The organism is Marinobacter sp. NSM (assembly GCF_052380025.1).
GTDB lineage: Bacteria > Pseudomonadota > Gammaproteobacteria > Pseudomonadales > Oleiphilaceae > Marinobacter.
Genome location: NZ_JBQTCK010000001.1, coordinates 421,859 through 446,264, shown reverse-complemented (window position 1 = coordinate 446,264; position 24,406 = coordinate 421,859). Strand labels below are relative to the sequence as shown.

The window sequence follows — 24,406 nt, the reverse complement described above, 5'->3', positions numbered from 1 at the left end:
CTTTCCGGTTGAAAAACTGTCTGACAAACCGAATACTCCGATAAGGAAGCGTATTGACTGAATAGAGTAGTCTCAGCCGCGCCCCTCAACTGATCCGGTAACGCAAGAGGCTATGCCATGACACGCCCAACACTGCTTGCAACGGCCATCACCGTCACTCTCTCCGCTCCGGCCATGGCCGGCGTTCAGACGATGACATCGGATGAGATGGTGGAAACCTATGTTCAGGATTCCGCAGTCATAGTTGTGCCAAGGGACCAGCAAAGAAACGAAGCGGATCGCCAGCGCATTATCAGGGCGCTGACCATCTCGCCCGGCGAGCCGGTTCTGAGTGAAGCCGAAGAGGAAGCCTACCGCGAAGCGCTCCAGCGCTATATGGAAGATGGCAAGTCCGACGCTCTGAGCAGCGCCGAGGAGGAATTCCTGCGCAGGGCTCTCCTGCTGCCAACCGAGGAACTGGCCCGGGCACAACCCCCGGCCAATTTTGCCGATACCCTTCCACAACTCATTTTCGGCCAGCAACCACAGATACCCGACGAACCTTTTACCCAGACGTTTCTTAACGACCAACTGGGAATTGGATTCGACGGGCAGAACCTGAACTTCAGTATCGGTAATCCGCCGGGCATTGATCGCATTGATATTCCCCACGGGATCAATGAGGGGCCAATCCAACTAACCCCAAGACCCGGTGGCGGATTCGACCTGTCCATTCAGGTGCCCGACCGCTGATTCAGAGCCCTCATCTTTAAAAAAAGTAAAACGGCGACCTTCTTCGGGTCGCCGTTTTGTTTTGGCCAGATTTTTTCTGACTAACTAAAAACGCCCCGCAATGCGGGGCGCTCATCACCTACACAGGTGTTCAGGTCAGATTAGTGACCGTAAACAGCCAGACGAGTGTCGGAGATGGTCAGGTTATCCATGGCGATAGAGCCGATGGAAGCGCCGCCAATCTCGATCGCACCGATGGACATGTCCATGGTGATTTCGTTGATGTCGATACGCAGGACGTCAGTCATAGTGGATGCACCAAGACCATCGCCTTTGTAAACATCTACGTTAGCAACAGCGAAAAGACCGGCTGCGCTAACTGGCTGGCCGTTAGCTGCAACTTCTTCAAAGAAGTTACCACCCATGATAGCCATGTCACGGATACCAACACCCAGGAAGTCAACATCGAAGTCCATCTGCTGCACGTTGAATGCAACGTCCAGGTTCAGGGTGTCAGTCGCGGTATCAACACGAATGTCCAGCTGACCCAACGCACCGTAGCCACTCAGGTTGGAAACCAGTGTGGTGCTCTCGCTGCCATCAGCTGCAACCAGTTCCATGGAGCTGGCTGTCATACCCCAGTCGATCGGGGCGCCGGAGATGGAGTGAACGGAGATGACTGCGTCGCCGTCAGCCTCTACATCGATATCGATGTACAGGTCGTCCAGCAGATCGGAGCCAGGACCGCCAGCAACACCAGAACCACCCAGAACGATATCGTTCACGGTGAAGCTACCTTCATCGGTGTACACGAACTGACCGATGCTGACTTTGGTTTCCAGTTCGATGGTCACACCAGCCTGGCCAGTAACGTTACCCATTGCGGTATCGTCAAGAGCTTTCATGTCAGCGTGAGCAGCGAATGGCATAGCGGCAACGGCAGTTGCCAGAGCAATTTTCTTCAGGCCTTTCATTATTATCTCCTTGTGAAACTCATTTTATTCTTGTGTGAGTTTTTTAAGTGAAGTCCTTTACTCCACAGGTCCATTTAAGATTGTTTTACAGTCCTAGTCCGTGACTCCATTCACAGTCTTTTACGTTACATTTACAATTGGAAACAAGTATCGATGAGTTCTCATTTTGCTCAGGACTTACCGCCTTTACCCTCGTAAAACCATTCAAACGGTTTCTCCTGAGAGACCGGCTCAGCCCAGGAAATCGCTTCATTACGAATCTCGTAGCCAATCACCTTGTTTGAGGACACGCCCAAGCGATGCTCATGCTCTATCACCAGAACTTCCGTCTCATTCCCCTCACTCACCCTACCGGTGTAGAGGATCGCCGCAGCGTTTATCTGTCCTCGCTGGGCAATCGACTTAATAGCTGCCCGATACATCTTTAATTGTGCGACCGCAGGCATGCCAACAGCCTTAGCATCAATATTGATCCGCTTTACGGTTTCACCATCCTTCATCAGCATCCAGGCCTTCGGCGTATTTGCACCCGGTTCCAAGATGGCTGACTGATATTCTTTCGTTGCCGCCTCCGACAACCGAATCAGCTGCTGCTGCGCGCTGAGAATAACCACACCCAACTCATTCTCCGAAATTTTTCCATCAGACAAGGGACCGTCTTGCGGCAAACCCTCCGCAAGCGAATGCGTCGCACCCAGGGCAAACAGACTGAACGTGGCGGCAAGTGCGTGTTTTCTGAAGCGGGACATAGGACAACTTCCGTTCTTGTTTTATGGATTTTCAGTTCATGGGCGTCAAAACCCGGTAAAATGCGCTCCGGGTGGATCAGTGCCGTATAACCATTAGATCAGCGCCTGTCCTAATCCGACAACGGCCGTTTTGTGCATCGTGTATCATTCTTCCAATTTTTAACGGAGGTATCTTGGCCTTTCCTCTCTGCCAACCGGTTACTCGGCAACAGTACAACCAACTATGCACCCATGCCTCGCAGCAACCGGACTTTGTTTTTCTCGGCAGCCAGGCGTCATCGGGGGGCCGTGGTGGGGCCCGGGGCTTCAGTTGTCTTGCTGTGGAACAGGTCGTCATCGAGAGAAGCCCCGGTAACCGAATCGATACGCCAGCGTTGGCCACTCAACTGGAGGCACTGGCAGACGCCTGCCGGCAGCCCGGCATCATTGATGACGAAGTGCCCTGCCCGCTAAAGGGAGGTTGGATTGGCAGTATTGCCTACGAGTTCGGCTACGCCCGGGAGCCAAAGCTGAACAGATTGGCGAAAGAACACCGTTACCCCCTGTTTTTCTCCGGGCTGTACCTGTGGATGGCCAGTGAGGATCTGGAAAGCGGCGAGTGTTATTTGTGGGTCCACCCCCAACTGCCAGCCCCGACGAAAACCAGACTCGTCGATTGGCTTGACCAGCCCGTTAACGCTGATCATGAACCCTGGCGGATGCCCCACCCCTTCAACCCAACGCAGGCGCCCGAGCGTTTTCGGCGGCGGGTAGATCAGGTACGACAGTACATTCAGTCTGGTGACTGCTACCAGGCCAATCTGTCCCAGTCCTTTGAGGGGCGTTATCAAGGCAGTCCCTGGGATGCCTTCAACGCGCTCAGCCATGCCAACCCAACGCCTTATGCAGCCTTTCTCCGCTGCCGTGGTGATGCGGTGGTATCGATATCGCCGGAACGATTCCTTGCCATTCGCGGGGGTGTGATTGAAACCAGTCCCATCAAGGGCACCCGTGCCAGGGGGCATAATCCCGAACAGGATGAAGCCCTGGCCCGTGAACTGCTCGCCTCGGAGAAAGACCGGGCCGAAAACTTGATGATCGTCGACCTGCTCCGTAACGACCTCAGCGTCCATGCCCTGCCCGGCTCGGTCAAGGTGGACGAGCTGTTCGCCCTTGAGTCCTACCGTAACGTGCATCACCTGGTCAGCCACATTCGGGCCACCCTGAAACCCGGCGTCAGCCCGCTGCAGGCGTTGTTTGATGCGTTCCCCGGTGGCTCCATTACCGGCGCCCCGAAAATCCGGGCCATGGAAATCATTGCGGAGCTGGAGCCCCACTGGCGCGGCCCCTACTGTGGATCCGTGTTCTACTACGGACTTGATGGCAGTCTGGACAGCAGTATTGCGATCCGAACGCTGCTGTGCGAAGCGGACGGAACCGTCAGATGTTGGGGGGGAGGTGGAATCGTCGCCGACTCCGAGCCGGAAGCCGAATACCAGGAAACGCTGGCCAAGGTGCAACCATTGATGCGATTTCTGGAGGAACTGAAACCCTGAGCCGCGCTACCGGGTAACGGTAACGCGGCTCAGAGTCTCGAATAATCAGGCCGTATGAACAGCGCTGGCCTTGAGAAATTCCTGCCGCAGGTCATCAAAGTTGTGCACCGCCGGGAACTGCGGGAACTCGTCAATAACATTCTGCGGAGCATGGAACAGAATGCCGGCCTCTGCCTGGCCCAGCATGGTGGTGTCATTGTAGGAATCACCGGCCGCAATCACCCGGTAATTCAGCAACTGAAAAGCACGAACTGACTGGCGCTTGGGATCACGCTGACGCAGCAGATAGTTGGTGATCTGCCCATTCTCCGCCACTTCGAGTTTATGGCAAAGCAGAGCCGGATAGCCCAGTTTTTTCATCAGGGGCATGGCGAATTCATAGAAGGTATCCGACAGGATCACCACCTGGAACCGCTCACGCAGCCAATCCAGAAATTCACGGGCGCCAGGCAGTGGGTCCAGGGTGCTGATCACTTCCTGGATCTCCGGCAGCCCGTAACCGTGCTCGTCCAGAATCCGCAGGCGCTGCTTCATCAGCACATCATAGTCAGGAATATCCCGAGTGGTTGCCTTGAGCTCCTCTATGCCGGTTTTTTCTGCAAATGCGATCCAGATTTCCGGGATCAGTACGCCCTCAAGGTCAAGACATGCGAGTTCCACAACGGTCTCCTGAAAAAGTCATAATTGGCCGGGCCAACAAGGCCCAGGATGTCTGGGGCGTATGATATGAAAATCCTGGCCGGAATGCATCGTGAATCCCATGGATCACCTTATCAGCGAGGCATAAAGATATAGATGCTCATTCCTTCAAGCTATGAGGCATTTGGTGGTAGCCTTTATTTCAGGTTAGATCACGCCTTTATTCACTCCGTTGATCGCACAGTGGAAAAGCCCCCTGGAGCAACATGACTGATATTGAAACTCTCCGCGCTGAACTCGACGGCCAAAGCCCCCGGGCTATCCTCAAGGCGGCGCTGGCGCGCTATGACAACATCGCCATTTCATTCAGCGGCGCCGAAGACGTGGTGCTGATCGAAATGGCCCACAAGCTAACCGAAAACCTGCAGGTGTTTACCCTCGACACAGGCCGGCTGCACCCGGAGACCTACGACTTCATCGAGCGAGTGCGAAAGCATTACGGAATCGAGATCGAAGTGCTGTTCCCGGATGCCGGTGAAGTTCAGGACATGGTGAACCGCAAAGGATTGTTCAGCTTCTACGAAGATGGTCATTCCGAATGTTGCGGCATTCGCAAGGTCAATCCTCTGCGCAAGAAACTGGCGACCGTTGATGCCTGGATTACCGGGCAACGCAGGGATCAGAGCCCCGGTACCCGAAACGACGTACCGGTCGTTCAGGTTGATTCAGCTTTCTCCAGCGACAACAAGACTCTGGTGAAATTCAACCCGCTGGCGAACTGGAGCTCGAAAGAGGTCTGGGATTACATCCGGATGTCTGAGGTGCCCTACAACACACTGCACGAAAAAGGCTTCGTCAGCATCGGCTGCCAGCCCTGCACCAGGCCGGTTCTGCCGGGTCAGCACGAGCGGGAAGGCCGCTGGTGGTGGGAAGAGGCCACCCATAAGGAATGTGGCCTGCATGCGGGCAACCTGATCGGCAAATCAGGCTAACCCCATTTCACACCCGCAAAAAAAGCCCGCACGTCATCACGGACGGCGGGCTTTTTTGTTATTCAGAACTTCAATAAACCGGCAGCTCAATATCCTTGAACAAATCCTGGATTTCTGTGCGACTGCCCTGATGCGCGACCACGTTATCGATCCTGTCTTTGGTCAGGTGTGGCGCAAACCTGTGCATGAAATCGTACATGTAACCACGCAGGAAGGTCCCTTTTCGAAACCCGATTCGGGTGACGGAAGGCCGAAACAGTTTACTGGCATCCAGCGATACCAGATCGGTATCCACTTTTGGATCAAACGCCATGCTGGCGATAATCCCGACCCCGAGCCCCAGCCTTACGTAGGTTTTTATCACGTCGGCATCGGCAGCGGTAAACACCACTTTTGGTGTCAGACCACGTGACTGGAAGGCCTCATCCAACTTGGACCGGCCGGTAAAACCAAAGACGTAGGTCACCAGGGAATACTCCGCCAGCTCTTCCAGGGTCAGCTCCTGCCCTTTTGCCAGCGGATGATCCTTGGGCACAATCACGCAGCGATTCCACTTATAACAAGGCATCATGATCAGATCATTAAACAGCTCCATGCCCTCAGTGGCGATGGCGAAGTCCACAGCGCCATTGGCAGCCATCTCCGAAATCTGCATCGGCGTGCCTTGATGCATATGCAGAGACACGTCCGGATATTCTTCAATGAAACCACTGATCACCGGTGGCAAGGCGTAACGGGCCTGGGTATGGGTCGTGGCAATACTCAGGTCACCCTTGCGCTGATTACTGAACTCCTGGGCAATCTTTTTGATGCCCTCCACCCGGCGCAGTATTTCACCGGCTTCCCGGATGATAATCTCGCCACCGGGGGTGATGCGAGTCAGGTGCTTACCACTGCGGGCAAACACCTCCAGGCCCAACTCATCTTCCAGTAACCGAATCTGCTTTGAGATACCCGGCTGGGAAGTGAAAAGGCTCTGGGCGGTGGCGGAGACATTCAGATCGTGGTGCGCCACTTCCCAGATATAACGCAGCTGCTGTAATTTCATTGAGTCTGTCGCTCCCTGGATGAGTCTTTTACCCGATAATACGCATAAGAATTTATTTTTTCATTCTTTTTGGATATACAATTTTATCTGTATTCAGTGTAGACCAATTACCAGGATTCGCTGCCCCACCAACGCTTTGCGTCACCGCAACACTTGACTTGTGTGCGACAAAGCACACAATCCGGTTACTACCATGCCTTGACCCCGGGAAATCATGCTACTGACCACAAAATTTCTCAGGCCAACACCCGATTCCAGAGCTGTGCGCAGGCACCGGCTGGACGCCCTGTTGGAACCGGAGCAAGGTAAAAGGCTGAACCTGATCGTGGCACCGGCAGGCTTTGGCAAGACCACCCTGGTCAGCCAGTGGTGCGCCCGCAACAGTACCAGCACCGCCTGGCTGTCACTGGATGAGCATGACGATCAGCCGGGGCAGTTCTGGCAGTACGTGATTGGCGCATTCAAGCATGCCGGTCTCATGGGGCTTGAAGACTGCGAGAAGCAGATATCCCGGCAACAGGGTGACGACCTGACTGCCGCCATTACCGGGCTGGTCAATACCCTGGCCGAAGACCGCAATCCCTGGCATCTGGTTCTCGACGATTACCATGTGATCAGTAACGACGGCATCCACCGTCAGTTAGCCTGGTGCATGGACTACCTTCCCCCGGGCATCCTGATAACCATCGCCTCCCGCACTGAACCCCCACTGCCATTGGCACGATGGCGGGTCAGGCGCCAGGTTCAGGATATTCATCTGGGACTGATGGCATTTTCGGAAGACGAATGCAGAGCCTTCTTCCAGGACACCATGGCAATGAACCTTTCTGAACAGGAGATCCGCACCATTTGCCGGCGTACCGAGGGCTGGGTTGCCGCCATGCAGCTCTCCGCCCTGGCAGGTAAAACCGAAGCCCTGGAGTCCGGCCACTCCGGCCATGAGCGTATCGGCACACCAGATGGTGCGCTGATTAGTGACTATGTTCTTGCCGAAGTTCTTCACCAGCTCCCGGACGAACTCACCGGATTCTTGTTGGATACTGCTTACTGCCCTCGTCTGTCGAGCTCACTGTGCAATGCCGTTCGCCAGCGGGATGACAGCCAGGACATCCTCACTCGCCTGCTTTCCCTGAACCTGTTCCTGATTCCCCTGGACAAACACAACCAGTGGTTCCGCTACCATGACCTGTTCCGCGAAGCTCTGCTCCAACGGATAGAATCGATTGATCCACAACGGGCGGCGGAGCTCCAATCCCGCACCATTGACTGGTTGCTTAGCCACGGCCAGGTACAGGAAGGGATTGCCCAGATCGTCAGCCAGAATGACACTGACCGCCTGGCCCGGGTACTTGCCGAGCATGGTAACAACCTGATTCACGGTGGCTACCACCTGCCGGTACTGGCCTGGCTGGACACGATACCGCCAAGGCAACTGGCTGAAAGCCCTCAGTTGCAGATGCTCAGAATCTGGGGGTTGTTCTTTGCCAACCGCGTTGAGGGCCTGGCGCCCCTGCTGACTGAAGTCGAAGATCTGCTCGACCGTCGGGTAGCCGATTCCCATCCGGATGCTGAGGGCGCGCTGGCTATCCACAGTGAAATATCCCTGGTGCGTTCTTACCTGGCCCGAAGCAGGAATGACGAAAAGAATGCGTCAGACCTGACCCGCCAGGTACTCAAGGACATCGATCAGATCCAGATTCCGCTGAAATCCGTCACCTATTACGGCCTCGGCCTCGACTACTTTGGTAAGGGTGAACTCAACGATGCCGAGGAAGCGCTGGAATCAGCCGTTCACTATGGCCAGATAGAGCGCAAGGCCAGCACCGCGCTGTCCTCCGGCGGCCTGTTGGCGTGGATTCAGTACAATCGTGGTGACACCGAGCTGGCCCTGAAAACCACCACCCGCGTACGCAACTGGGTGGATGAGCATTTTGCAGACCCAAGCCAGCCACGCCTTATTTCCTGCTGGCAGAACAGCGCGCTGACCGAAATCTACCGTGAACGCAATGAACCGGAGTTGGCCGCCAGTTACCTGTCTCCGCTGCTAGAGCATGTGGAGAAAGGTACGGAGCCCGGACAGCACGTGGTCATCCAGTACGTACGCGGCCACCTTGCGTTCAGCCAAGGCAAACTCGAAGAGGCCATTGAATTGCTGGATGACGCTGTCGCCGTTGGCAGCAAGCGCCGTGACCACATCCTGTTTGAGCCACCTGCCGCTTCGGCCCTTCTGGCTCGTTGTTACCTTGCGCTGGGCCTCTCTGATAAAGCCATGACCACCCTGAAGGCGGCCCTGGAAACACCAGCCACCAACCCCCTGAACCGGGAACAGAACCAGATCGCGCTGGCCCGGGTGCAGGTAGCGCAAAAGGATTACCAGAAAGCGCAGAAAACCCTGTCGGCACTGGTTCCGGTGGCGGAACGCAACGCCCATAACCGACATCTGGTGGAGATCCTGTTGGTGTATGCCGATGCCCTTGCGCAGGAAGATCGCACTGAGGAAGCCGCCGTCATGCTGGAGAGGGCGCTGGATAGAGCCGAAAACGCAGGTTTTTTGAAGCTGTTTGCGGAAGAAAGCCCCAGTCTCCGGGCCATGCTGCTGGACTGCCCCCGGCTACGAACGCCTGGGCGCTGGAACCGTGAACTGCTGACCATGCTAAAAGACCAGCTATCCGGAAACGCCGACATTGCCATATCCAAGCCCCAATCGGACCAGCCTTCTGAAACAACTGACGGGCTGGCCGAACCCCTGAGCCAGAGAGAACAGGAAGTACTGCTGCTGATTAATCAGGGGCTGGCCAACAAGGACATCGCCATCAGGATGGCGGTGGCGCCCGCCACCGTCAAAGCACACATCCGGAACCTGTACGGAAAGCTCGGCGTTAGCCGGCGCACCGAAGCTCTGGCCCGGGCACGGGAACTGAAAGTGCTCCGCGAATAAAAGTGTGATGCAGGTCACACTTTTCGAGAATTAAGCCTCCTCACTACGCCCTTTGGACGATCCGTTTACGCCCCGTTAAGCCCTATTATTCAACCATGGTGAGGTTAACGCCTTGCCGGGAATTCTGAACTTCAGGCCTTCAGACTTCTTGTTCCGCGTTGTTTCGACGCCCGGGTTCGTTTGAACCCCTTTCGATAAGAGCCATCCCCTTTCGGGTTGGCTCTTTTTTTATGGGCACGGCCCGAATTAATGCTCGATGATTCGCCGGAACGGCGGCAGCGCGTCCAGCAGCAACTGGCCGTATCGGCGCGCCACTATACGGCGGTCCAGAATGGTTACCCTCCCGGTATCCTGCTCGGTGCGCAACAACCGCCCCACCGCCTGGACCAGCTTTACGGAGGCATCCGGCACGGTGATTTCCATAAACGGGTTGCCACCCCGCTGGGTCACCCACTCAGCCAGACTGGCCTCGATCGGGTCGTCCGGCACAGAGAAAGGCAGGCGAGTGATCACCACGTGGTGCAGATATTTTCCGGGCAGGTCGATTCCCTCAGCAAAGCTGGCCACTCCGAACAGAACACTGGGGCGCCCTTCATCAACACGAGAGCAGTGCGTGCGCAACACCTCATTCTTCGCCATGTCATCCTGCGTCAGAATCAACTCAGGGTAGTCCGGCGCCAGAGCATCCCTCACCTGTTGCATCTGCCGGCGGGAAGTAAACAGAACCAGAGTGGCCTTCTCACCTGCCCAGAGATCCGGTAGTCGCTTGATCAGCGCCTCGGCAAAGCCATCATCGGTTGGCATTGCAGCCATAGCCGGCACTTCCACCGTGGCCATCTCGCCATAACGGAAGGAACTGGGCACCACCAGATAACGGCTGGCCTCTGGCAATCCCGAACGGGAACGCAAACGGTCGAAACGGCCCAGGGCCGTCAGTGTGGCACTGGTCAGAACGGCGCCATAGACCCGCGACCACAGCCGGGAATACAACAGGTTGTCCGCCAGCACCGGTGAGCTGAACAGGGCAATATCTTCTGCATGGTCCCAACGTTGGCGCACGGCCCAGCGGGCAGGCGGCGGCCCTTTACGAATGACCGGTGCCGCTTCCACCTGCTCTTCGTTTTGTGGAATGACCGGCCCGGATTCACACCAGGCTGCCCACAGGCGTAGCTGCTCCTCTGCCCGGCTATGGAAAGCGCCAATCACCGGATACCAGGAGTCGGCAGTGTCCCGGTCCAGTTCCGGGTCTTTTCGCTCATCGAAGGCGCTTTGCAGTTCATCCACCAAGGTGCCGAGATGCCGAACCAGGCCCGCCGTGACAATCCGGGTCTCCGCCGCCAGCTCCGCAACGGCGTCCGGCAGCTCACCATCCGGGTAACGCCACTGGGCACTGCGCCGTTCGTCATTGAATTCCCAATCAGTGTTCTGCTCAACCTCTTCGTAAACCTTACCAAGGGCAAGATCCAGGTCACGGCCAGACGTACTGATTTTCTCAACCGCCTTGGCGGCCTGGGAGCCGCCAGGTAACCATGACTGCATTTTCACCAGGGCTTGGGATAACTGTTTCAGCCATTGCCGTGTGGAGTTCAACGGCACCGACGCAGCAAAATGATTCAGCGCCTTGTCTGGCAGGTGGTGTGCTTCGTCAAATATGAACAGGGCATTTTCCGGCTCCGACAAAATGGCACCGCCGCCCAAGGCAAGGTCGGCCAACACCAGGTCGTGGTTGGCCACCACCACATCGGCGTCGTCCAGGTCTTTGCGGGCATCGAAAAACGCGCAACTGTCGAAGTAAGCACAATGGCGATTGGTACACTGGCGGTGGTCGGTGGTCACCTGGCGCCAGATCTCATCGGGAATCTGCTCCGGCCAATGGTCCCGGTCGCCGTCCCATTCACGGGAACCGTAGGTGGCAAGCATCTTCTCAAAGGTGATTCGGCTTGCAGCCTCGTCATCCATGGGCTGATCAAGAAGGAACAGGGGCATGGTGTCGCTGTCACCATGGCCCTCGTCGTGTAACCGGGCCTCCAGGCGGGACATGCACAGATATCGACCCCGCCCCTTAGCGAGGGTCCAGCTGAAATCCAGTTTGCTGTGTTTGCGAAGGTCGGGAAGGTCCTTCAGAACAATCTGATCCTGCAACGCCACTGTTGCCGTGGAGATCACCAGCGTTTTACCCAGGGCTTTGGCTACGGGTATCGCTGCGATCAGGTACGCCAGGGTTTTGCCGGTACCGGTGCCGGCTTCCACCACACAGGCTGCCGGTGGCGAGGTACGCTGGCCATCGTTGTCGGTGATTTCACCCATGTAACGGGCAATCTCCGCGATCATCAGCCGTTGGCCGTAACGGGCGCGAACGTCCTTACCGGCCAAGACATCTCGATAAGCCTGCTGTATCTGTTGTTTGACGTCGTCGGTCAGCGCCATTATCGCGGGCTCACCCAGTCTCGTACCGTGCCTACCCGGAAACGTTGGCCAGATTTGCTGAGAATCACGCCATCCTCAGTGATACGCTCAACCACCAGGCTGGCAAAGGTGTCGCCAGGGCGAAGATACTGATTGTTGATCATTACCCGGCTGGCCATGGGGTCGGACGAATAGATATGGCTATTGAAGGTCAAATCAGGAACGCTCTTTTGAAACGACAGCGGCAGTTCTACCAGGTGCGGCACTCTGCCCTGAGAGTCTGCCGGCGTCAACACCCTTTCCCTAACAGACTGGTCCGGAACAATCACCAGGGGAGCTTCATTGCCGGATTCAAACAGGGGCTCGTCCGCCACCTCAAACACCGGAACCACTTCCCGGATTGGCTCAACCTGTGGCGTCGCCTCGACCGTAGCAGTTTCCGGGGCCACCGACTGCTGTTCGGTGACCACGTCATCCGGATCTGCAGCGGTTAGCGCTGGCTGCGCCACTGTCGGTGCGTCCTCCACCGGGCGCTGAACTGAAGGCTGCGCTGGCCAGAACAGGTAAGCCATGACAGCAGCATTGAGCAACAGCGCCAGAACCACCCAGACAACGGGTGATAACGGCTTCTTTTTGGGCCTGTAGACCATCTGTACCTGCTGCCCCAGGTCTGGTGCCTTGCCCTGTCGCCGCTCGGCTTCAGATTTTCTCAACGCATCAAGTATATATGACATAGCCTACCCGCTATTGCCCACACGGGCCGCTACCAGCCGGGGTATATTCGTGCCCAGGTCATTATTGATCTGGATAATGGTCATCGGCCCGGCAATCCCATCCACCGTCAGCCCTTTGGTCTCCTGATACCAGCGCACCTGTTCTTCGGTAGTCAGCCGCTTTACCCGGGCGCTCTCTGCCTGGTTCGGCGATATCCGGTCTGCCAGTTCCATCATCCGCGCGCCCATCCATAGCTGCGCCCCGGAAGTGCCAGCAAAAAAACCATCACCCGACATATACTCGGGCATTCGCCACAGCACCCGGAAATCACCGTACCAATACTGCTCTATCTGACGAAACGGAACTTCGCGGGTTTCATCCGCCAACTCAATACGGGCGGTATCCTCCTCCAGAGATCGCAGCACCACATAGCTGGTGTCGCCTGTTCCGTTGCGCAGGCGCAGAATCGCCGGGCGATCCAGAAACTCCAGGCTGCGTCGGCTGCCCTGCCGTTCCAGGCAGCCAAGGCGGACGCTGCGGGCGTAATCGCAGGCAACCGGAAACTGCCGGGCGTCATACTCTTCGCCCCAGATGCCGAAGAGTTCCCCAAATGCATCAGTCAGGGTCTGGGTGTGGCGTTCAAATTCGAAGGCCATCACATCGGGTTCCACGAGTGCCGGGGGCGTTGTCGGCTCCGCTGCGGCCGGTTCAGGCTCCGCCATCACCGGCTCAGTGACACGCTCGATGACGCCAGAGATGGCGGGTGCTTCGAGGTCGTCAGCGAGAGTCTGTTCGGTTACTGGCAGCTGGAACAACCAGATGGTGCCGATAATTGCCACAAGGACCGACGCCGATAACAGCAACAGGTGACCGGCACGGGAAACGTCCCTGCCCCCGCCGGTGATATTCAGGCGACTGTTACCGTGCACTTCCCGAGCGGCATGACGGATGTGGTCTGCCGTGATCTGATGTTCACCCTCCGCATAGGCTCCCAGCAGCGCGCGATCGCTGATCAGGTTGATCAATCGGGGAATCCCCTGGCTCTGGCGATAGAGTTTCCGGACAGCTGCCGGGCTAAAGATATCGCCACGCAGCCCGGCCACACTCAACCGGTAACGCAGATAGGCCGGCAGGTCTGCCTGCTCGATGGCATCGAGGTGGTACCGAGCGGTCACACGCTGGTTGAGCTGGCGCAATTCAGGCAGCGCCAACATGTCCTGTAATTCCGGCTGCCCCAACAGCACAATCTGCAGCAGCTTCTTCTCAGCGGTTTCCAGGTTGGTGAGCAGGCGCAGCTGTTCCAGCACGTCGGCGGACAGATTCTGGGCCTCATCAATAATCAGAACTTTATGGCGGCCAGCAGCGTGGGCCTTGAGCAGGTCCTGATTGATGCCATCCACCAGCTGCTTGATGGTGGCTTCCGGCGCGTGGTCGATTTCCAGCTCGTCGCAGATGGACGACAACAGCTCCCGGGCAGACAGCCGCGGGTTGAGAATCAGCGCAATATCGACATGTTCGGGGGCATTCTCGATAAAACAGCGGCACACGGTGGTTTTACCGGTTCCCACCTCACCGGTAATGACAATGAACCCGCCCTGCCCCTGCACGCCGTACATCAGGTGCGCCAGCGCTTCTTTATGGCGATCACTCAGATACAGGTAGCGAGGGTCCGGTGCGATGGAAAACGGAGGTTCCCTAAAGCCGAAAAAATCGTAGTACATGGTTCCTCAGGATCAGGGTTTAGCCTTATCGGCTCCGCTGACCAGGCGTAATTCAGCGGCCTTGCGGTTCTGTTGTTTCAAACGACGAACGCACCGTTCAAGCGTTTTCGAAATGCGTGCATGGGAGCGAATCATCGAAATTTTCGGCCAGGTTGCTCGCTCACCGGCCAGAATCATCTCACGAACATACTCCGGACTGGGGTTGGACAGCATACGACGGAAGTCCCGGAATGCATAGGTGGGCGCAATCGTCACATCACCGGAGTAGCGCTGGGCCATGATGGTGTACATCTGACCAGCCATCTGCCGCATCAGTTCCGGGCGTACCCGCTTTCTCAGATAATCGAACACACCCTGGCCGTGGAACTGGATCTCGGACTTCACCAGATGCACCGGCAGCCGGCCCAGGGACAGCTTTTCATCGCGGCTCTGCTGGCTGAGGAACGGCACAACATGGGGATTGGTCTGACTGACAATAGTGAAGTTCACATCGTATAAATGCATCAACCGTTCAATAGGAAGATCGCTGACCACCGAGCCATCCACAAACTTCAACCGGGGCATGTAGGGTAGCGAATTACCGTAAAGGTCTTTCTTCATCAGAGTAACGGGCGGGAAAATGCCTGGCACCGCGGCACTGGCAAGAGCCGCACTCCACATCTGGATATAAGGCGAGGTGTAACCGCACATCAACCGTGCTTTCTGGTGCGTCTGAACCGGCGACACACTGATATTGATGCTTCGCCCGGTGCGCTGGTAGGCCTCTTCAAAGGTATAGTCGCCGATGTTTGCCCGCAGGCAGTTTTTCAGGGTTTCCTGATCCATCAGGCCATCACCCCGCATGGCGCTCATGATCCCCCGCCACTTCCAGGCGTTGAGGTTGTGGTTCTCGGGCACCAGCATTTCGGGGATTTCCGCGTCAGTATGCACGCCGAGAATACCGGAAATGATGGCGCCAATGCTGGAACCCGCAATCACCTGCGGCAGCAGGCCTTTTTCCCAGAGCGCCTTGATCACCCCAAAATGGAACATACCCAGACTGGCGCCACCGCTGAGCAGCAGCGTTGGCCGGCCATAACTGGTCAGGGTGTCTCGGAAAAACTGAAGTTTGTCATAGACGGGGAAGCCCGGCACCGGATGATCACACAGGTAATCCAGGGCCTCGCACACCTGGGTGATGTATTCCTCGATCAGGTGCTTGGTGCCAACCCGGGAACGTGTGTAAAGCGCGGGATTGCCCATGTTGCCAAGATCATGGTGGAGGCCTTCCCGGAGCGCTCGCTTCAAACGCTCGAAGTCGTTCTGCTGACGATACTGTTTGATATTACTGAGCCGATCATAGATCAGCTCATAGTGGTAAAGGTCAGACGCAAAGTCCTCCTTCCACTCCGCATTGCCTTCCAAAAAATCCAGCTCCAGCGCGGCGGCCTTCCACTGTTCATAATTGGGAGCTTCCGCCAACAACTTGCGGAATCGGGCTATCCTGGGGTCCTTGATCACCTGCGGCCTCCCGGCGTGAACGCTCAGAAATCGTCGAGCATAAAGTCGTCATCATCTGCGAAGGGGTCTTGTGTGATCTTACCATCGTTAATCAGAAATTCACGACGCTGCAGGAACGCATTGCGCACAAACGAGTACCGGTCACCAGAAATAAAACTTTCTGCCGGTATCAGGTCGGCGCGTCTGTCTACGATCTGCAGGGTCCGCAGGTAATACCATTCCGGACTGCTGACCTCATCCCAGGCGGATGGCAAAACGAAACCGTCCGTGGCCATGCCGGTGAAATAACGCGGGGTGGCCGGACCGAGAAACGGCATAACCAGATACGGGCCAGAGCCAACACCCCAGTATCCCAGCGTTTGGCCAAAGTCTTCCGGGCGTTCGGGCAGGTCAAAGGCGGTGGCCACATCGAAAATGCCCCCAAGGCCAAATACCGTGTTGTAGGTGAAACGCCCGGCGGCCACCACTGCTGACTCCCCTTTCAGCTGCAGCAGGCTGTTACTGAAGTTCCGGATTTCGGTGAGGTTATTGAAAAAGTTGGTGATACCCCGGTCAACGATGGTGGGCGTTACGGTGCGATAGGCTTGCGCGACGGGCCGAAGGAACCACCGGTCAATGGCATCGTTGAACGAAAACACCTTCCGGTTCCAGTTCTCGTAGGGATCCTCAGTATTCACCGGGATAGAACCCTCGGGAACCGGCTCCTGCATGTTCTGGGCGTGTAACTGGCCACCCGCAAACGTGAGAAGGAGCAGAGCGGCCAGCAGGGCCAGGCGCCGGGATAAAAGGTTTCTCATTTTGCTCTCTTGGCTTGTTTAATCTGTTTCAGTTCGTCGACAATACCAGCACGCGATTTTTATTATGTGAGTCATCCGGAGGAAATCAGATGTCAGTACCGGGAAATCCCGTCAGTTCCCTGACCATGTCGCTGCGATGGGGCGATATGGATGCATACGGCCACGCCAATAACACGGTTTACTTCCGCTTCTTTGAAGAAGCCCGGATTGTCTGGCTGTCGTCACTGGAACTGGGTGGCGCGGAAGAGCCAACCGGACCGGTTATTATAAAGACCAGTGCCACATTTCTGAAGGAATTGACTCACCCCGCCAACGTTGTGGTTGAAACATACGCGGACAAGGCGGGAAATACCAGTCTGGATACCTACCACTTGCTGAAAGATTCGGATACGGGAGTGGTGTACGCGGAAGGCTATGCAAAAATAGTCTGGATGGATCGGGAAACCCGCAAGTCTACCTCGCTGCCGGACACCCTCAGGGCACTGGCAGCGAGGTAACAGGCCTCAACGGTGGCGAACGACCACGCTACCGATGGAATAGCCGGCGCCGAAGGAGCAGATCACGCCCAGGTCGCCGGTTTTCAGGTCATCTTTGTGTTTGTGGAAGGCAATGATTGAACCGGCCGAACTGGTGTTGGCGTATTCGTCCAGAATCACCGGCGCTTCTTCGACCGTTGCATCCCGGCCAAGAACCTTACGGGCAATCAGCTGGTTCATGTTCAGGTTGGCCTGGTGCAACCACATGCGCTTGAGGTCTTCCGGCGTCAGCTGCAGGGATGCCAGATGGCCCTGAATGGTGTCTGCCACCAGCGGTGACACCTCTTTGAACACTTTGCGCCCCTGCTGGATGAACAACTTGTCCGGCTTGCCAATACCCGATTCGTCCGCCCGGTTCAGGAAGCCGAAGTTATTCCGGATATTGTTGGAAAACTGAGTCTTCAGGCGGGTACCGAGAATTTCAAAACCTTGGCCAGCCTGGGTGTTCTCTTCCCTTTCCACCAGAATCGCCGTGCAGGCGTCTCCAAAAATGAAGTGGCTGTCCCGGTCCCGGAAGTTCAGATGCCCGGAGCAGATTTCCGGGCTGACCACCAAAACGGCTCTGGCGCTGCGGTTTTCCACCGCGTTCACCGCAGCCTGGATACCAAAGGTGGCGGAGCTGCAGGCCACATTCATGTCATAGGCAAAACCGTCGATGCCCATGGCTTGCTGGACTTCAATGGAAATGGCCGGATAGGCCCGCTGCAGGTTGGAACAGGCAACAATCACCGCATCCACATCCGCCGTGGTTTTGCCCGCCTGCTCAAGTGCTTCCTTGCAGGCCACAATGGCCATCTCGCACTGGACTGACGGTTCTTCGTTATCCCGGTCCGGAATATTCGGTGTCATGCGCCTCGGGTCCAGAATACCGTCACGGTCAATCACATGACGTCGCTTGATGCCCGATGCCTTTTCAATAAAGGCAGATGACGAAGGTTGCAGAGCCGTCAGTTCACCGCGGGCTATCTCTTCCGCGTGTTCATCGTTATACAGCTCTACGTATTGATTGAAGGCTTCAACCAGTTGATCGTTTTCAATAATGGCGGGTGGCGTATACAGGCCGGTTCCGCTGATGACGGCTTTAATCACAATAACCCCACGTCATGGTTGTAATAAGACACTATGCTGTCAGAAATACTAACACACACGGCCGGAATTGCCCGCCTGACCAAAGTCCAGTAGCACCAGAACGGTGCAGCCTTCCCCCATACTGGCCCGAGAAGCACCCTGTTCAGCTCCTACACCCGTGTATTCTGCCACTGTTTGTCGAGTCGCTTGGCCGATACGGTCATCGCCGTGCCCAGTTGTTGGGCAAAGAATGAGACCCGGTATTCTTCCAGCATCCAGCGATACAGCTCCAGTTCAGGATCCTGCACGCCCTGGCGTTTCTGCTGTTCGAGCTTGGTGGCGTAGCGGGCCCACAGTGGCTCTATGGTGTGCAGGAATTCGCGCTCGCGGCCCATCTCCCTGGGCATTTTTTCCAGGCGAATCAAGGCTGCCTCGAAATACACCCCGAAGCGTTCCAGCCACTGGGATGGCGTGGCCACCAGGAAGCCCGGATAGACCAGGTGCTGAAGCTGGAATTTGAGATCTGCCATGCCTTGCGCCAGCGCCAGATTGATTTTGCCCTTGAGCTGCTTGGCGACTTTCTGGTAACCGGCAATAGCCTGATAAAGGCGTTCGTCGGCCTGCTCCAACGCCGGAATAAAATCCCCGCGGTGGGCATCGAATACCCTGACAAAGCTTTGTTCGTCTCTGGGCAGGGTTCCGGGCAGGAAGTGTTGCATCACCGCAGACAACAACAGATCGTCCAGCAGCACTTTCGCCTGCCCCACCGGGGCAAACATCAGTGCCGACTGTTTGAACCGGGGCAGCTTGCGCTCAAGGTCCGCCAGGCTGTTGCCAAACCGGTTGATGATCAGCCGGGCAATACCCTGGCGCATGGTGTCCTCAGCGGTTAACCGGTCCAGGCAGCGAATAGACCGCACCTGCTTGCCCAGGTCCTCAAGGGCGGGATAGACCGTTACCTGCATACCGCCTTTTTCAGTCTGCACCTGCACTGGCATCTTGCCGAACTGCCAGTCACTGAATTCTTTAGGTGCTTTCGAGCTACTTTCATCGCTCGTGGCCGAGGCCAGCGCAGCTTCCGCCCGGCCCTCCAGCTTGGCCTGCAAATCGTCGGTATCCCGGCTCTCTGCCACCACTTTGCCTTTGTCACCGGTTACCCGAAGGTTCATCCGCAGGTGGCGGGGCAGTTCGTCCTCCGGCCAGGCTTCCGGATCAATCTGCACACCCGTCATCCGGCGCAGTTGATCCCCCAGCTTCAGGGCCAGGGGTTCGTTGCCAGGCTGCATGTTGGCCAGGGCCGCATCCACGAAATCCGGAACCGGAACAAAGTTTCGGCGCAGGGATTTGGGCAACCCTTTCACCAGGGCGATGCATTTTTCTCGCAACAGTCCTGGCACCAGCCATTCCAGCCGGCGAGAGGGAATCTGCTTGAGCGCCATGAGGGGCACTTGTAACGTTACCCCGTCCCGCTCGCTGGTGGGCTCGAATTCGTAACTGAGCGGGTACTTGACGCCTTCCCATTCCAGATAATCCGGGTATTGCTCCGCGGCACCCTGGTCCAGCGGGCGCTGCAAGACATCGGCCTCGGTCAGCTCCAGTTTGCGAAGTTCGTCGGCAGACAAACCTTTCCACCAACTTTCAAAGTGGCGGCCGCCAACAATCTCTTTCGGCAGGCGCTGGTCGTAAAAGGCCACCAGCACTTCGTCATCCACTAACAGATCACGACGGCGGGTTTTCTTTTCCAGATTCTCGACGGTATCGAGCATCTCCCGGTTGCGGGCGATAAACGGCGCTTTGGAATGGTAATCGCCTTCCACCAACGCTCGCCGGATAAACAGATTACGGCATTCCTCCGGGTCCACCTTGGCGTAGGGAATGCGCCGCTTGGCGACAATATCCAGCCCATACAGAGTCACCTTCTCGTAACCCATCACCTGGGCTCGTTTCTGCTCCCAATGGGGTTCGAAAAAGTGATGTTTCACCACATGGCCCGCCAAGGGCTCCACCCATTCCGGCTGAATGGCCGCAACCATGCGGGCGAATACCTTGCTGGTTTCCACAATTTCCGCCGCCACAATCCACTTGGGCCCGGACTTGGCCACCTTTGAACCAGGGAAAATCATCACTTTCCGGTTCCGGGTTGCCAGGTACTCCCGTTTCTCTACCTTGACCGCAACGTGGCCCAGCAAACCCGCAAGAATCGCCTTATGCATGGACTCATAGCTTGCCGGCTGCTTGTTCAGAGCCAGCTTTTGCTCCCGGCAGATTAACGTCAGCTGCCGGTGAATATCCCGCCACTCGCGCATTCGCATCCAGCTCAGAAAGGTTTTCTGGCACAGCCGTTTCAGCTGGTTCTGGGATTGCTCCTGGCGCTGCTCCTCAAACCAGTTCCAGATATTCAACAAGGTGGCAAAGTCTGATTCCTTGTCATTGAACGGCGCATGGGCCTGATCAGCCGCCTGCTGTTTATCCTGGGGCCGCTCTCTCGGGTCCTGGACACTGAGGCCGGCAATGACAACCAGCACTTCGCTCAGGCTGCCCTGCTCCGCGGCCGTCACCAGCATCCGGGCCAGGCGCGGGTCCAGTGGCAGGCGGGCCATAGTGCGGCCAAGGCGGCTAACCCGGCGTTTGTCGTCGACCGCACTCAGCTCTTCGAGTAACTTGTAGCCATCGTTAACCTGGCGGCGATCCGGAGCTTCCAGAAACGGGAAATTCTGGATATCGCCGAGGCCAGAGGTGGCCATTTGCAGGATAACCGACGCCAGATTGGTTCTGAGGATTTCCGGATCCGTGTACTCGGGCCGGTTGAGAAAGTCGGTTTCATCATAGAGCCGGAAACAGATACCCGGCGCCACCCGCCCGCAACGGCCCGCCCGCTGGTTGGCGCTGGCCTGGGAGATTGGTTCGATCGGCAAGCGCTGAATCTTGGAGCGAACGCTGTAACGGCTGATACGGGCAACCCCGGTATCGATCACGTAACGAATGCCGGGTACCGTCAGCGAGGTTTCCGCCACGTTGGTGGACAACACAAGCCGCCGGCCTTTATGGGCCTGAAAAACCCGGTTCTGTTCCTGGTTACTAAGCCGGGAATATAACGGCAATACTTCGGTGTGTCGCAGCTCCGCATGCCGCAGCACTTTACTGAGGGCCCGTATTTCCCGCTCACCCGGCAGGAACACCAGCACATCTCCTGGGGGCTGCTTCTCCTTGCGTTCGTGCTGTTCGATCTCCTCAATGGCCGACAGTACACCGTCGGTCCAGCCCTGGTCCCGGTCGTCTTCATCCCCAGTCAGGGGCCGGTAGCGCACATCCACCGGATAGGTTCGGCCGCTGACCTCGATAACCGGTGCCTTATCGAAGAACTCGCTGAAGCGATCAACCTCAATGGTGGCGGAGGTAATGATGACTTTCAGATCCGGCCGTTTCGGTAACAGTTGCTTGAGGTACCCGAGCAGGAAATCGATATTCAGGCTTCGTTCATGGGCCTCATCGATAATCAGCGTGTCATAACGATCCAGGAAGCGATCGTGCTGAATTTCCGCCAGCAGAATACCATCGGTCATGACCTTGACCCGGGACGCCTCCGAGGTGTTATCGGTAAAGCGCACCTGGTAACCGATCTGCTGGCCAACCTGTTCACCAAGCTCTTCGGCGATGCGGGCGGCGACACTGCGTGCGGCAATCCGGCGCGGTTGGGTGTGGCCAATCAGCCCACGAACGCCACGGCCATGGTTCAGGCATATTTTTGGAATCTGAGTGGTTTTACCGGAGCCGGTTTCGCCGGCGATGATCACCACCTGATGGTTGCGGATGGCCTCGCTGATGTCGTCCACCCGATCACTGACCGGTAGTCCCGGCGGAAAGCTCGCAGGGCGGTGCAGCGCCTGACGCTGGCGCACCTTCTCAAGCCCCTGCTCCAACCAGTTTGCCATCTGTTCCAGGTCTTTCTGGCCCGGCTTGCCCTTGGTGCGGCCCACCCTGCGGATAATGCGCGCCGCCTCCTGCTGGTTGCAGATATCCAGCTGGTTCATCAAGGCCTTCACTGCCGCCTGAGGATTGGCAGCCGTGGATTGGTCGTTATCGGGCGTTGTTTTGTCAGTCATTGAACGGCAACGGACTCATGGATTGATGGATGCATCACAAGGCGCCACAGTCTAGCGGGAAATCCGAACGGTAGAAACACAAAGACCCTGCCTGAGCAGGGTCTTTGTGGGAAGCGGTGCAACCTGACAGTTGCGCCGTTTACTTGGCGTTGGCTTCGTCCCGCAGTTCCCGGCGCAGAATCTTGCCCACGTTACTCTTGGGCAGCTCATCCCGGAACTCAAAGTGCTTGGGCACTTTGTAGGCGGTCAGGCGCTCGCGGCAGAACTCTTTCAGTTCATTTGCAGTTACGCCTTCTTTCGTGGGCACCACATAGACCTTCACGGCCTCGCCACTCTTGGCGTCCGGAATACCCACAGCGGCACACTCAACCACTTTCGGATGGCTGGTTACCACGTCTTCAATCTCGTTCGGGAACACGTTGAAACCAGACACAATGATCATGTCTTTCTTGCGATCGACGATGCGGATGTAGCCGTCTTCCTGGATCAGTGCAACGTCACCGGTTTTCAGGAAGCCATCGTCAGTGAAAGACTTCTGAGTATCTTCCGGGCGCTGCCAGTAACCACGCATCACCTGCGGGCCTTTCACACACAGTTCGCCGGGCTCGCCGATGGGGGTTTCGTTGCCGTCGTCGTCAATGGTTTTCACCACGGTGGACGGGATCGGCAAGCCGATGGTGCCAATCTGGATAGCGCTGCGGGGGTTGAAGGTCACCACCGGAGAGGTTTCAGTCATGCCGTAACCTTCACTGATTTCACAACCGGTCACACGCTCCCACATTTTTGCGGTATCGCTGGTCAGCGCCATGCCACCAGAAGCCGTCAGCTTCAGGCCAGAGAAATCCAGGTCTTGGAAGTCCTCATTGTTACACAGGGCAACGAACAGGGTGTTCAGGCCAATGAAAGCAGAGAACTTCTGCTTCTGCATTTCCTTCACGAAGCCCGGAATATCCCGCGGGTTGGGGATCAGAACGTTGTGGGCACCGGCTTCCAGCATGATGCCGCAGTTCAGGGTGAACGAGTAGATGTGGTACAGCGGCAGCGGTGCAATCACCACTTCCTTGCCCTCTTCTACCTGATCTTCCATCATCGGGCGCACCTGGGTCAGGTTGGCCACCAGGTTAGCGTGGGTCAGCATCGCGCCCTTGGCGACACCCGTGGTGCCACCGGTGTACTGCAGTACAGCCAGGTCGTCCAGATTTATATCTACCGGAGTGAACTTCTCACGGGCACCGGCACTAAGCACCGCCGGCAGTTTGTGGGCAGTCGGCAGGTTGTAGGACGGAACCATCTTCTTGACGTGCTTCACCACAGCGTTCATCAGGGTACGCTTGATGGGTGAATGCATATCGGCAATTTCAGTCACGATCACGTGCTCAATGCCGGTATGGGGCAGCACTTTCTCCGCGTTGTCTGCCATGTTGGCCAGCACCACCAGCGCCTTGGCACCGGAATCGTTGAACTGGTGCTCCATTTCACGAGTGGTGTACAGCGGGTTGGTGTTAACAACGATCAGGCCAGCGCGCATGGCACCGAAGACAATCACCGGGTACTGGGTAATGTTGGGCATTTGCACCGCAATGCGATCACCCGGTTTGAGATCGGTTTTATTCTGCAGCCAGGCCGCAAAATTACGGCTCTGAGTATCAAGATCCCGGTATGTCAGGGTGACGCCAACCGCAGTGAACGCAGGCTTTTCTGCAAACTTCTTAACAGCCTGGTCAAAAACATCCACCATGTTCTTGTATTTCTTGAGATCTACCTCACGTGGAATGCCGGCGGGGTATTTGTCTTGATAGAACTGCTCAAAATCCATCACCATCTCCTGTCTGATTGGCGCTATTGGGGAGCAACCGGATGGGTTCAGAAACTCCCTGATTGTACTGTTCTGCCAAGGCCGAACTGGTCAAAAAATCAACCCGACAAAAGTCTCAGCCTTAAAAAGTCGGGAGAGAATAGCAGTTTTGTTAACGAT

At 56.7% G+C, this 24,406-nt stretch carries 17 protein-coding genes; 5 read left to right on the top strand and 12 right to left on the bottom strand.

Annotated elements, in window-relative coordinates:
• Nucleotides 1-117: 117 nt before the first annotated feature.
• Entirely contained in the window at nt 118-732 is a 615-nt protein-coding gene (locus ACTZWX_RS02105) for a hypothetical protein (protein ID WP_342632406.1), read from the top strand.
• Between the two features lie 140 nt (nt 733-872).
• On the opposite strand, the gene ACTZWX_RS02100 is transcribed toward ACTZWX_RS02105, so the two are convergent.
• Nucleotides 873-1,685 (bottom strand): DUF6160 family protein, encoded by an 813-nt coding sequence (locus ACTZWX_RS02100; RefSeq protein ID WP_444712538.1) that lies wholly within the window; start codon nt 1,683-1,685, stop codon nt 873-875.
• 170 nt (nt 1,686-1,855) lie between these two features.
• On the bottom strand, nt 1,856-2,434 hold the full coding sequence (locus ACTZWX_RS02095; protein WP_444712537.1) for a hypothetical protein: 579 nt from the start codon (nt 2,432-2,434) through the stop codon (nt 1,856-1,858).
• 173 nt (nt 2,435-2,607) lie between these two features.
• Between ACTZWX_RS02095 and pabB the strand changes: the two genes are divergently transcribed.
• On the top strand, nt 2,608-3,969 hold the full coding sequence (gene pabB, locus ACTZWX_RS02090; protein WP_444712536.1) for an aminodeoxychorismate synthase component I: 1,362 nt from the start codon (nt 2,608-2,610) through the stop codon (nt 3,967-3,969).
• A gap of 45 nt (nt 3,970-4,014) precedes the next feature.
• Here the strand turns inward: pabB and thrH are convergent, their stop codons facing one another.
• On the bottom strand, nt 4,015-4,629 hold the full coding sequence (gene thrH / locus ACTZWX_RS02085) for a bifunctional phosphoserine phosphatase/homoserine phosphotransferase ThrH (protein ID WP_058089690.1): 615 nt from the start codon (nt 4,627-4,629) through the stop codon (nt 4,015-4,017).
• Nucleotides 4,630-4,874: 245 nt separating this feature from the next.
• Between thrH and ACTZWX_RS02080 the strand changes: the two genes are divergently transcribed.
• On the top strand, nt 4,875-5,600 hold the full coding sequence (locus ACTZWX_RS02080; RefSeq protein ID WP_444712535.1) for a phosphoadenylyl-sulfate reductase: 726 nt from the start codon (nt 4,875-4,877) through the stop codon (nt 5,598-5,600).
• Between the two features lie 70 nt (nt 5,601-5,670).
• On the opposite strand, the gene cysB is transcribed toward ACTZWX_RS02080, so the two are convergent.
• The gene (gene cysB / locus ACTZWX_RS02075; protein ID WP_444712534.1) at nt 5,671-6,648 is read right to left on the bottom strand and encodes an HTH-type transcriptional regulator CysB; all 978 of its coding nucleotides are present in this window, start codon (nt 6,646-6,648) and stop codon (nt 5,671-5,673) included.
• A 214-nt stretch (nt 6,649-6,862) separates the two neighbouring features.
• Between cysB and ACTZWX_RS02070 the strand changes: the two genes are divergently transcribed.
• Nucleotides 6,863-9,586, top strand: a complete 2,724-nt coding sequence (locus ACTZWX_RS02070) for a LuxR C-terminal-related transcriptional regulator (protein ID WP_444712533.1) — start codon at nt 6,863-6,865, stop codon at nt 9,584-9,586.
• Nucleotides 9,587-9,832: 246 nt separating this feature from the next.
• On the opposite strand, the gene dinG is transcribed toward ACTZWX_RS02070, so the two are convergent.
• The 5 genes from dinG to ACTZWX_RS02045 are packed head-to-tail and all read right to left on the bottom strand — an operon-like array spanning nt 9,833 to nt 16,724.
• Nucleotides 9,833-12,013 carry an ATP-dependent DNA helicase DinG gene (gene dinG / locus ACTZWX_RS02065; protein WP_444712532.1) on the bottom strand — a complete coding sequence of 727 codons (2,181 nt, stop codon included), beginning with the start codon at nt 12,011-12,013 and terminating at the stop codon, nt 9,833-9,835.
• Nucleotides 12,013-12,726 carry a general secretion pathway protein GspB gene (locus ACTZWX_RS02060; protein WP_444712531.1) on the bottom strand — a complete coding sequence of 238 codons (714 nt, stop codon included), beginning with the start codon at nt 12,724-12,726 and terminating at the stop codon, nt 12,013-12,015. The genes dinG and ACTZWX_RS02060 overlap by 1 nt, the downstream gene beginning before the upstream one ends.
• A 3-nt stretch (nt 12,727-12,729) precedes the next feature.
• On the bottom strand, nt 12,730-14,427 hold the full coding sequence (locus tag ACTZWX_RS02055; RefSeq protein WP_444712530.1) for an AAA family ATPase: 1,698 nt from the start codon (nt 14,425-14,427) through the stop codon (nt 12,730-12,732).
• Nucleotides 14,428-14,439: 12 nt separating this feature from the next.
• Nucleotides 14,440-15,927, bottom strand: a complete 1,488-nt coding sequence (locus tag ACTZWX_RS02050) for a DUF3336 domain-containing protein (protein WP_444712529.1) — start codon at nt 15,925-15,927, stop codon at nt 14,440-14,442.
• Nucleotides 15,928-15,950: 23 nt separating this feature from the next.
• Entirely contained in the window at nt 15,951-16,724 is a 774-nt protein-coding gene (locus ACTZWX_RS02045) for an MlaA family lipoprotein (protein ID WP_444712528.1), read from the bottom strand.
• An 89-nt stretch (nt 16,725-16,813) separates the two neighbouring features.
• On the opposite strand from ACTZWX_RS02045, the gene ACTZWX_RS02040 reads away from it, so the two are divergent.
• The gene (locus ACTZWX_RS02040; protein WP_444712527.1) at nt 16,814-17,221 is read left to right on the top strand and encodes an acyl-CoA thioesterase; all 408 of its coding nucleotides are present in this window, start codon (nt 16,814-16,816) and stop codon (nt 17,219-17,221) included.
• Between the two features lie 6 nt (nt 17,222-17,227).
• Here ACTZWX_RS02040 and ACTZWX_RS02035 read toward each other — a convergent pair whose 3' ends face one another.
• From ACTZWX_RS02035 to ACTZWX_RS02025, 3 genes are all read right to left on the bottom strand, one after another.
• On the bottom strand, nt 17,228-18,349 hold the full coding sequence (locus tag ACTZWX_RS02035) for a beta-ketoacyl-ACP synthase III (RefSeq protein WP_444712526.1): 1,122 nt from the start codon (nt 18,347-18,349) through the stop codon (nt 17,228-17,230).
• 149 nt (nt 18,350-18,498) lie between these two features.
• On the bottom strand, nt 18,499-22,431 hold the full coding sequence (gene hrpA, locus ACTZWX_RS02030) for an ATP-dependent RNA helicase HrpA (RefSeq protein ID WP_444712525.1): 3,933 nt from the start codon (nt 22,429-22,431) through the stop codon (nt 18,499-18,501).
• Nucleotides 22,432-22,570: 139 nt separating this feature from the next.
• Entirely contained in the window at nt 22,571-24,247 is a 1,677-nt protein-coding gene (locus ACTZWX_RS02025) for a long-chain fatty acid--CoA ligase (protein WP_444712524.1), read from the bottom strand.
• Between the last annotated feature and the right edge of the window lie 159 nt (nt 24,248-24,406).

What these genes read in the sequence shown, in the direction of transcription:
- ACTZWX_RS02105 (WP_342632406.1), top strand. Translation starts at nt 118, where the DNA reads ATGACACGCCCAACACTGCTTGCAACGGCCATCACCGTCACTCTCTCC.
- cysB (WP_444712534.1), bottom strand. Translation starts at nt 6,648, where the DNA reads ATGAAATTACAGCAGCTGCGTTATATCTGGGAAGTGGCGCACCACGAT.
- ACTZWX_RS02095 (WP_444712537.1), bottom strand. Translation starts at nt 2,434, where the DNA reads ATGTCCCGCTTCAGAAAACACGCACTTGCCGCCACGTTCAGTCTGTTT.
- ACTZWX_RS02100 (WP_444712538.1), bottom strand. Translation starts at nt 1,685, where the DNA reads ATGAAAGGCCTGAAGAAAATTGCTCTGGCAACTGCCGTTGCCGCTATG.
- ACTZWX_RS02080 (WP_444712535.1), top strand. Translation starts at nt 4,875, where the DNA reads ATGACTGATATTGAAACTCTCCGCGCTGAACTCGACGGCCAAAGCCCC.
- hrpA (WP_444712525.1), bottom strand. Translation starts at nt 22,431, where the DNA reads ATGACTGACAAAACAACGCCCGATAACGACCAATCCACGGCTGCCAAT.
- ACTZWX_RS02070 (WP_444712533.1), top strand. Translation starts at nt 6,863, where the DNA reads ATGCTACTGACCACAAAATTTCTCAGGCCAACACCCGATTCCAGAGCT.
- dinG (WP_444712532.1), bottom strand. Translation starts at nt 12,013, where the DNA reads ATGGCGCTGACCGACGACGTCAAACAACAGATACAGCAGGCTTATCGA.
- ACTZWX_RS02055 (WP_444712530.1), bottom strand. Translation starts at nt 14,427, where the DNA reads ATGTACTACGATTTTTTCGGCTTTAGGGAACCTCCGTTTTCCATCGCA.
- ACTZWX_RS02025 (WP_444712524.1), bottom strand. Translation starts at nt 24,247, where the DNA reads ATGGATTTTGAGCAGTTCTATCAAGACAAATACCCCGCCGGCATTCCA.
- ACTZWX_RS02045 (WP_444712528.1), bottom strand. Translation starts at nt 16,724, where the DNA reads ATGAGAAACCTTTTATCCCGGCGCCTGGCCCTGCTGGCCGCTCTGCTC.
- ACTZWX_RS02040 (WP_444712527.1), top strand. Translation starts at nt 16,814, where the DNA reads ATGTCAGTACCGGGAAATCCCGTCAGTTCCCTGACCATGTCGCTGCGA.
- ACTZWX_RS02060 (WP_444712531.1), bottom strand. Translation starts at nt 12,726, where the DNA reads ATGTCATATATACTTGATGCGTTGAGAAAATCTGAAGCCGAGCGGCGA.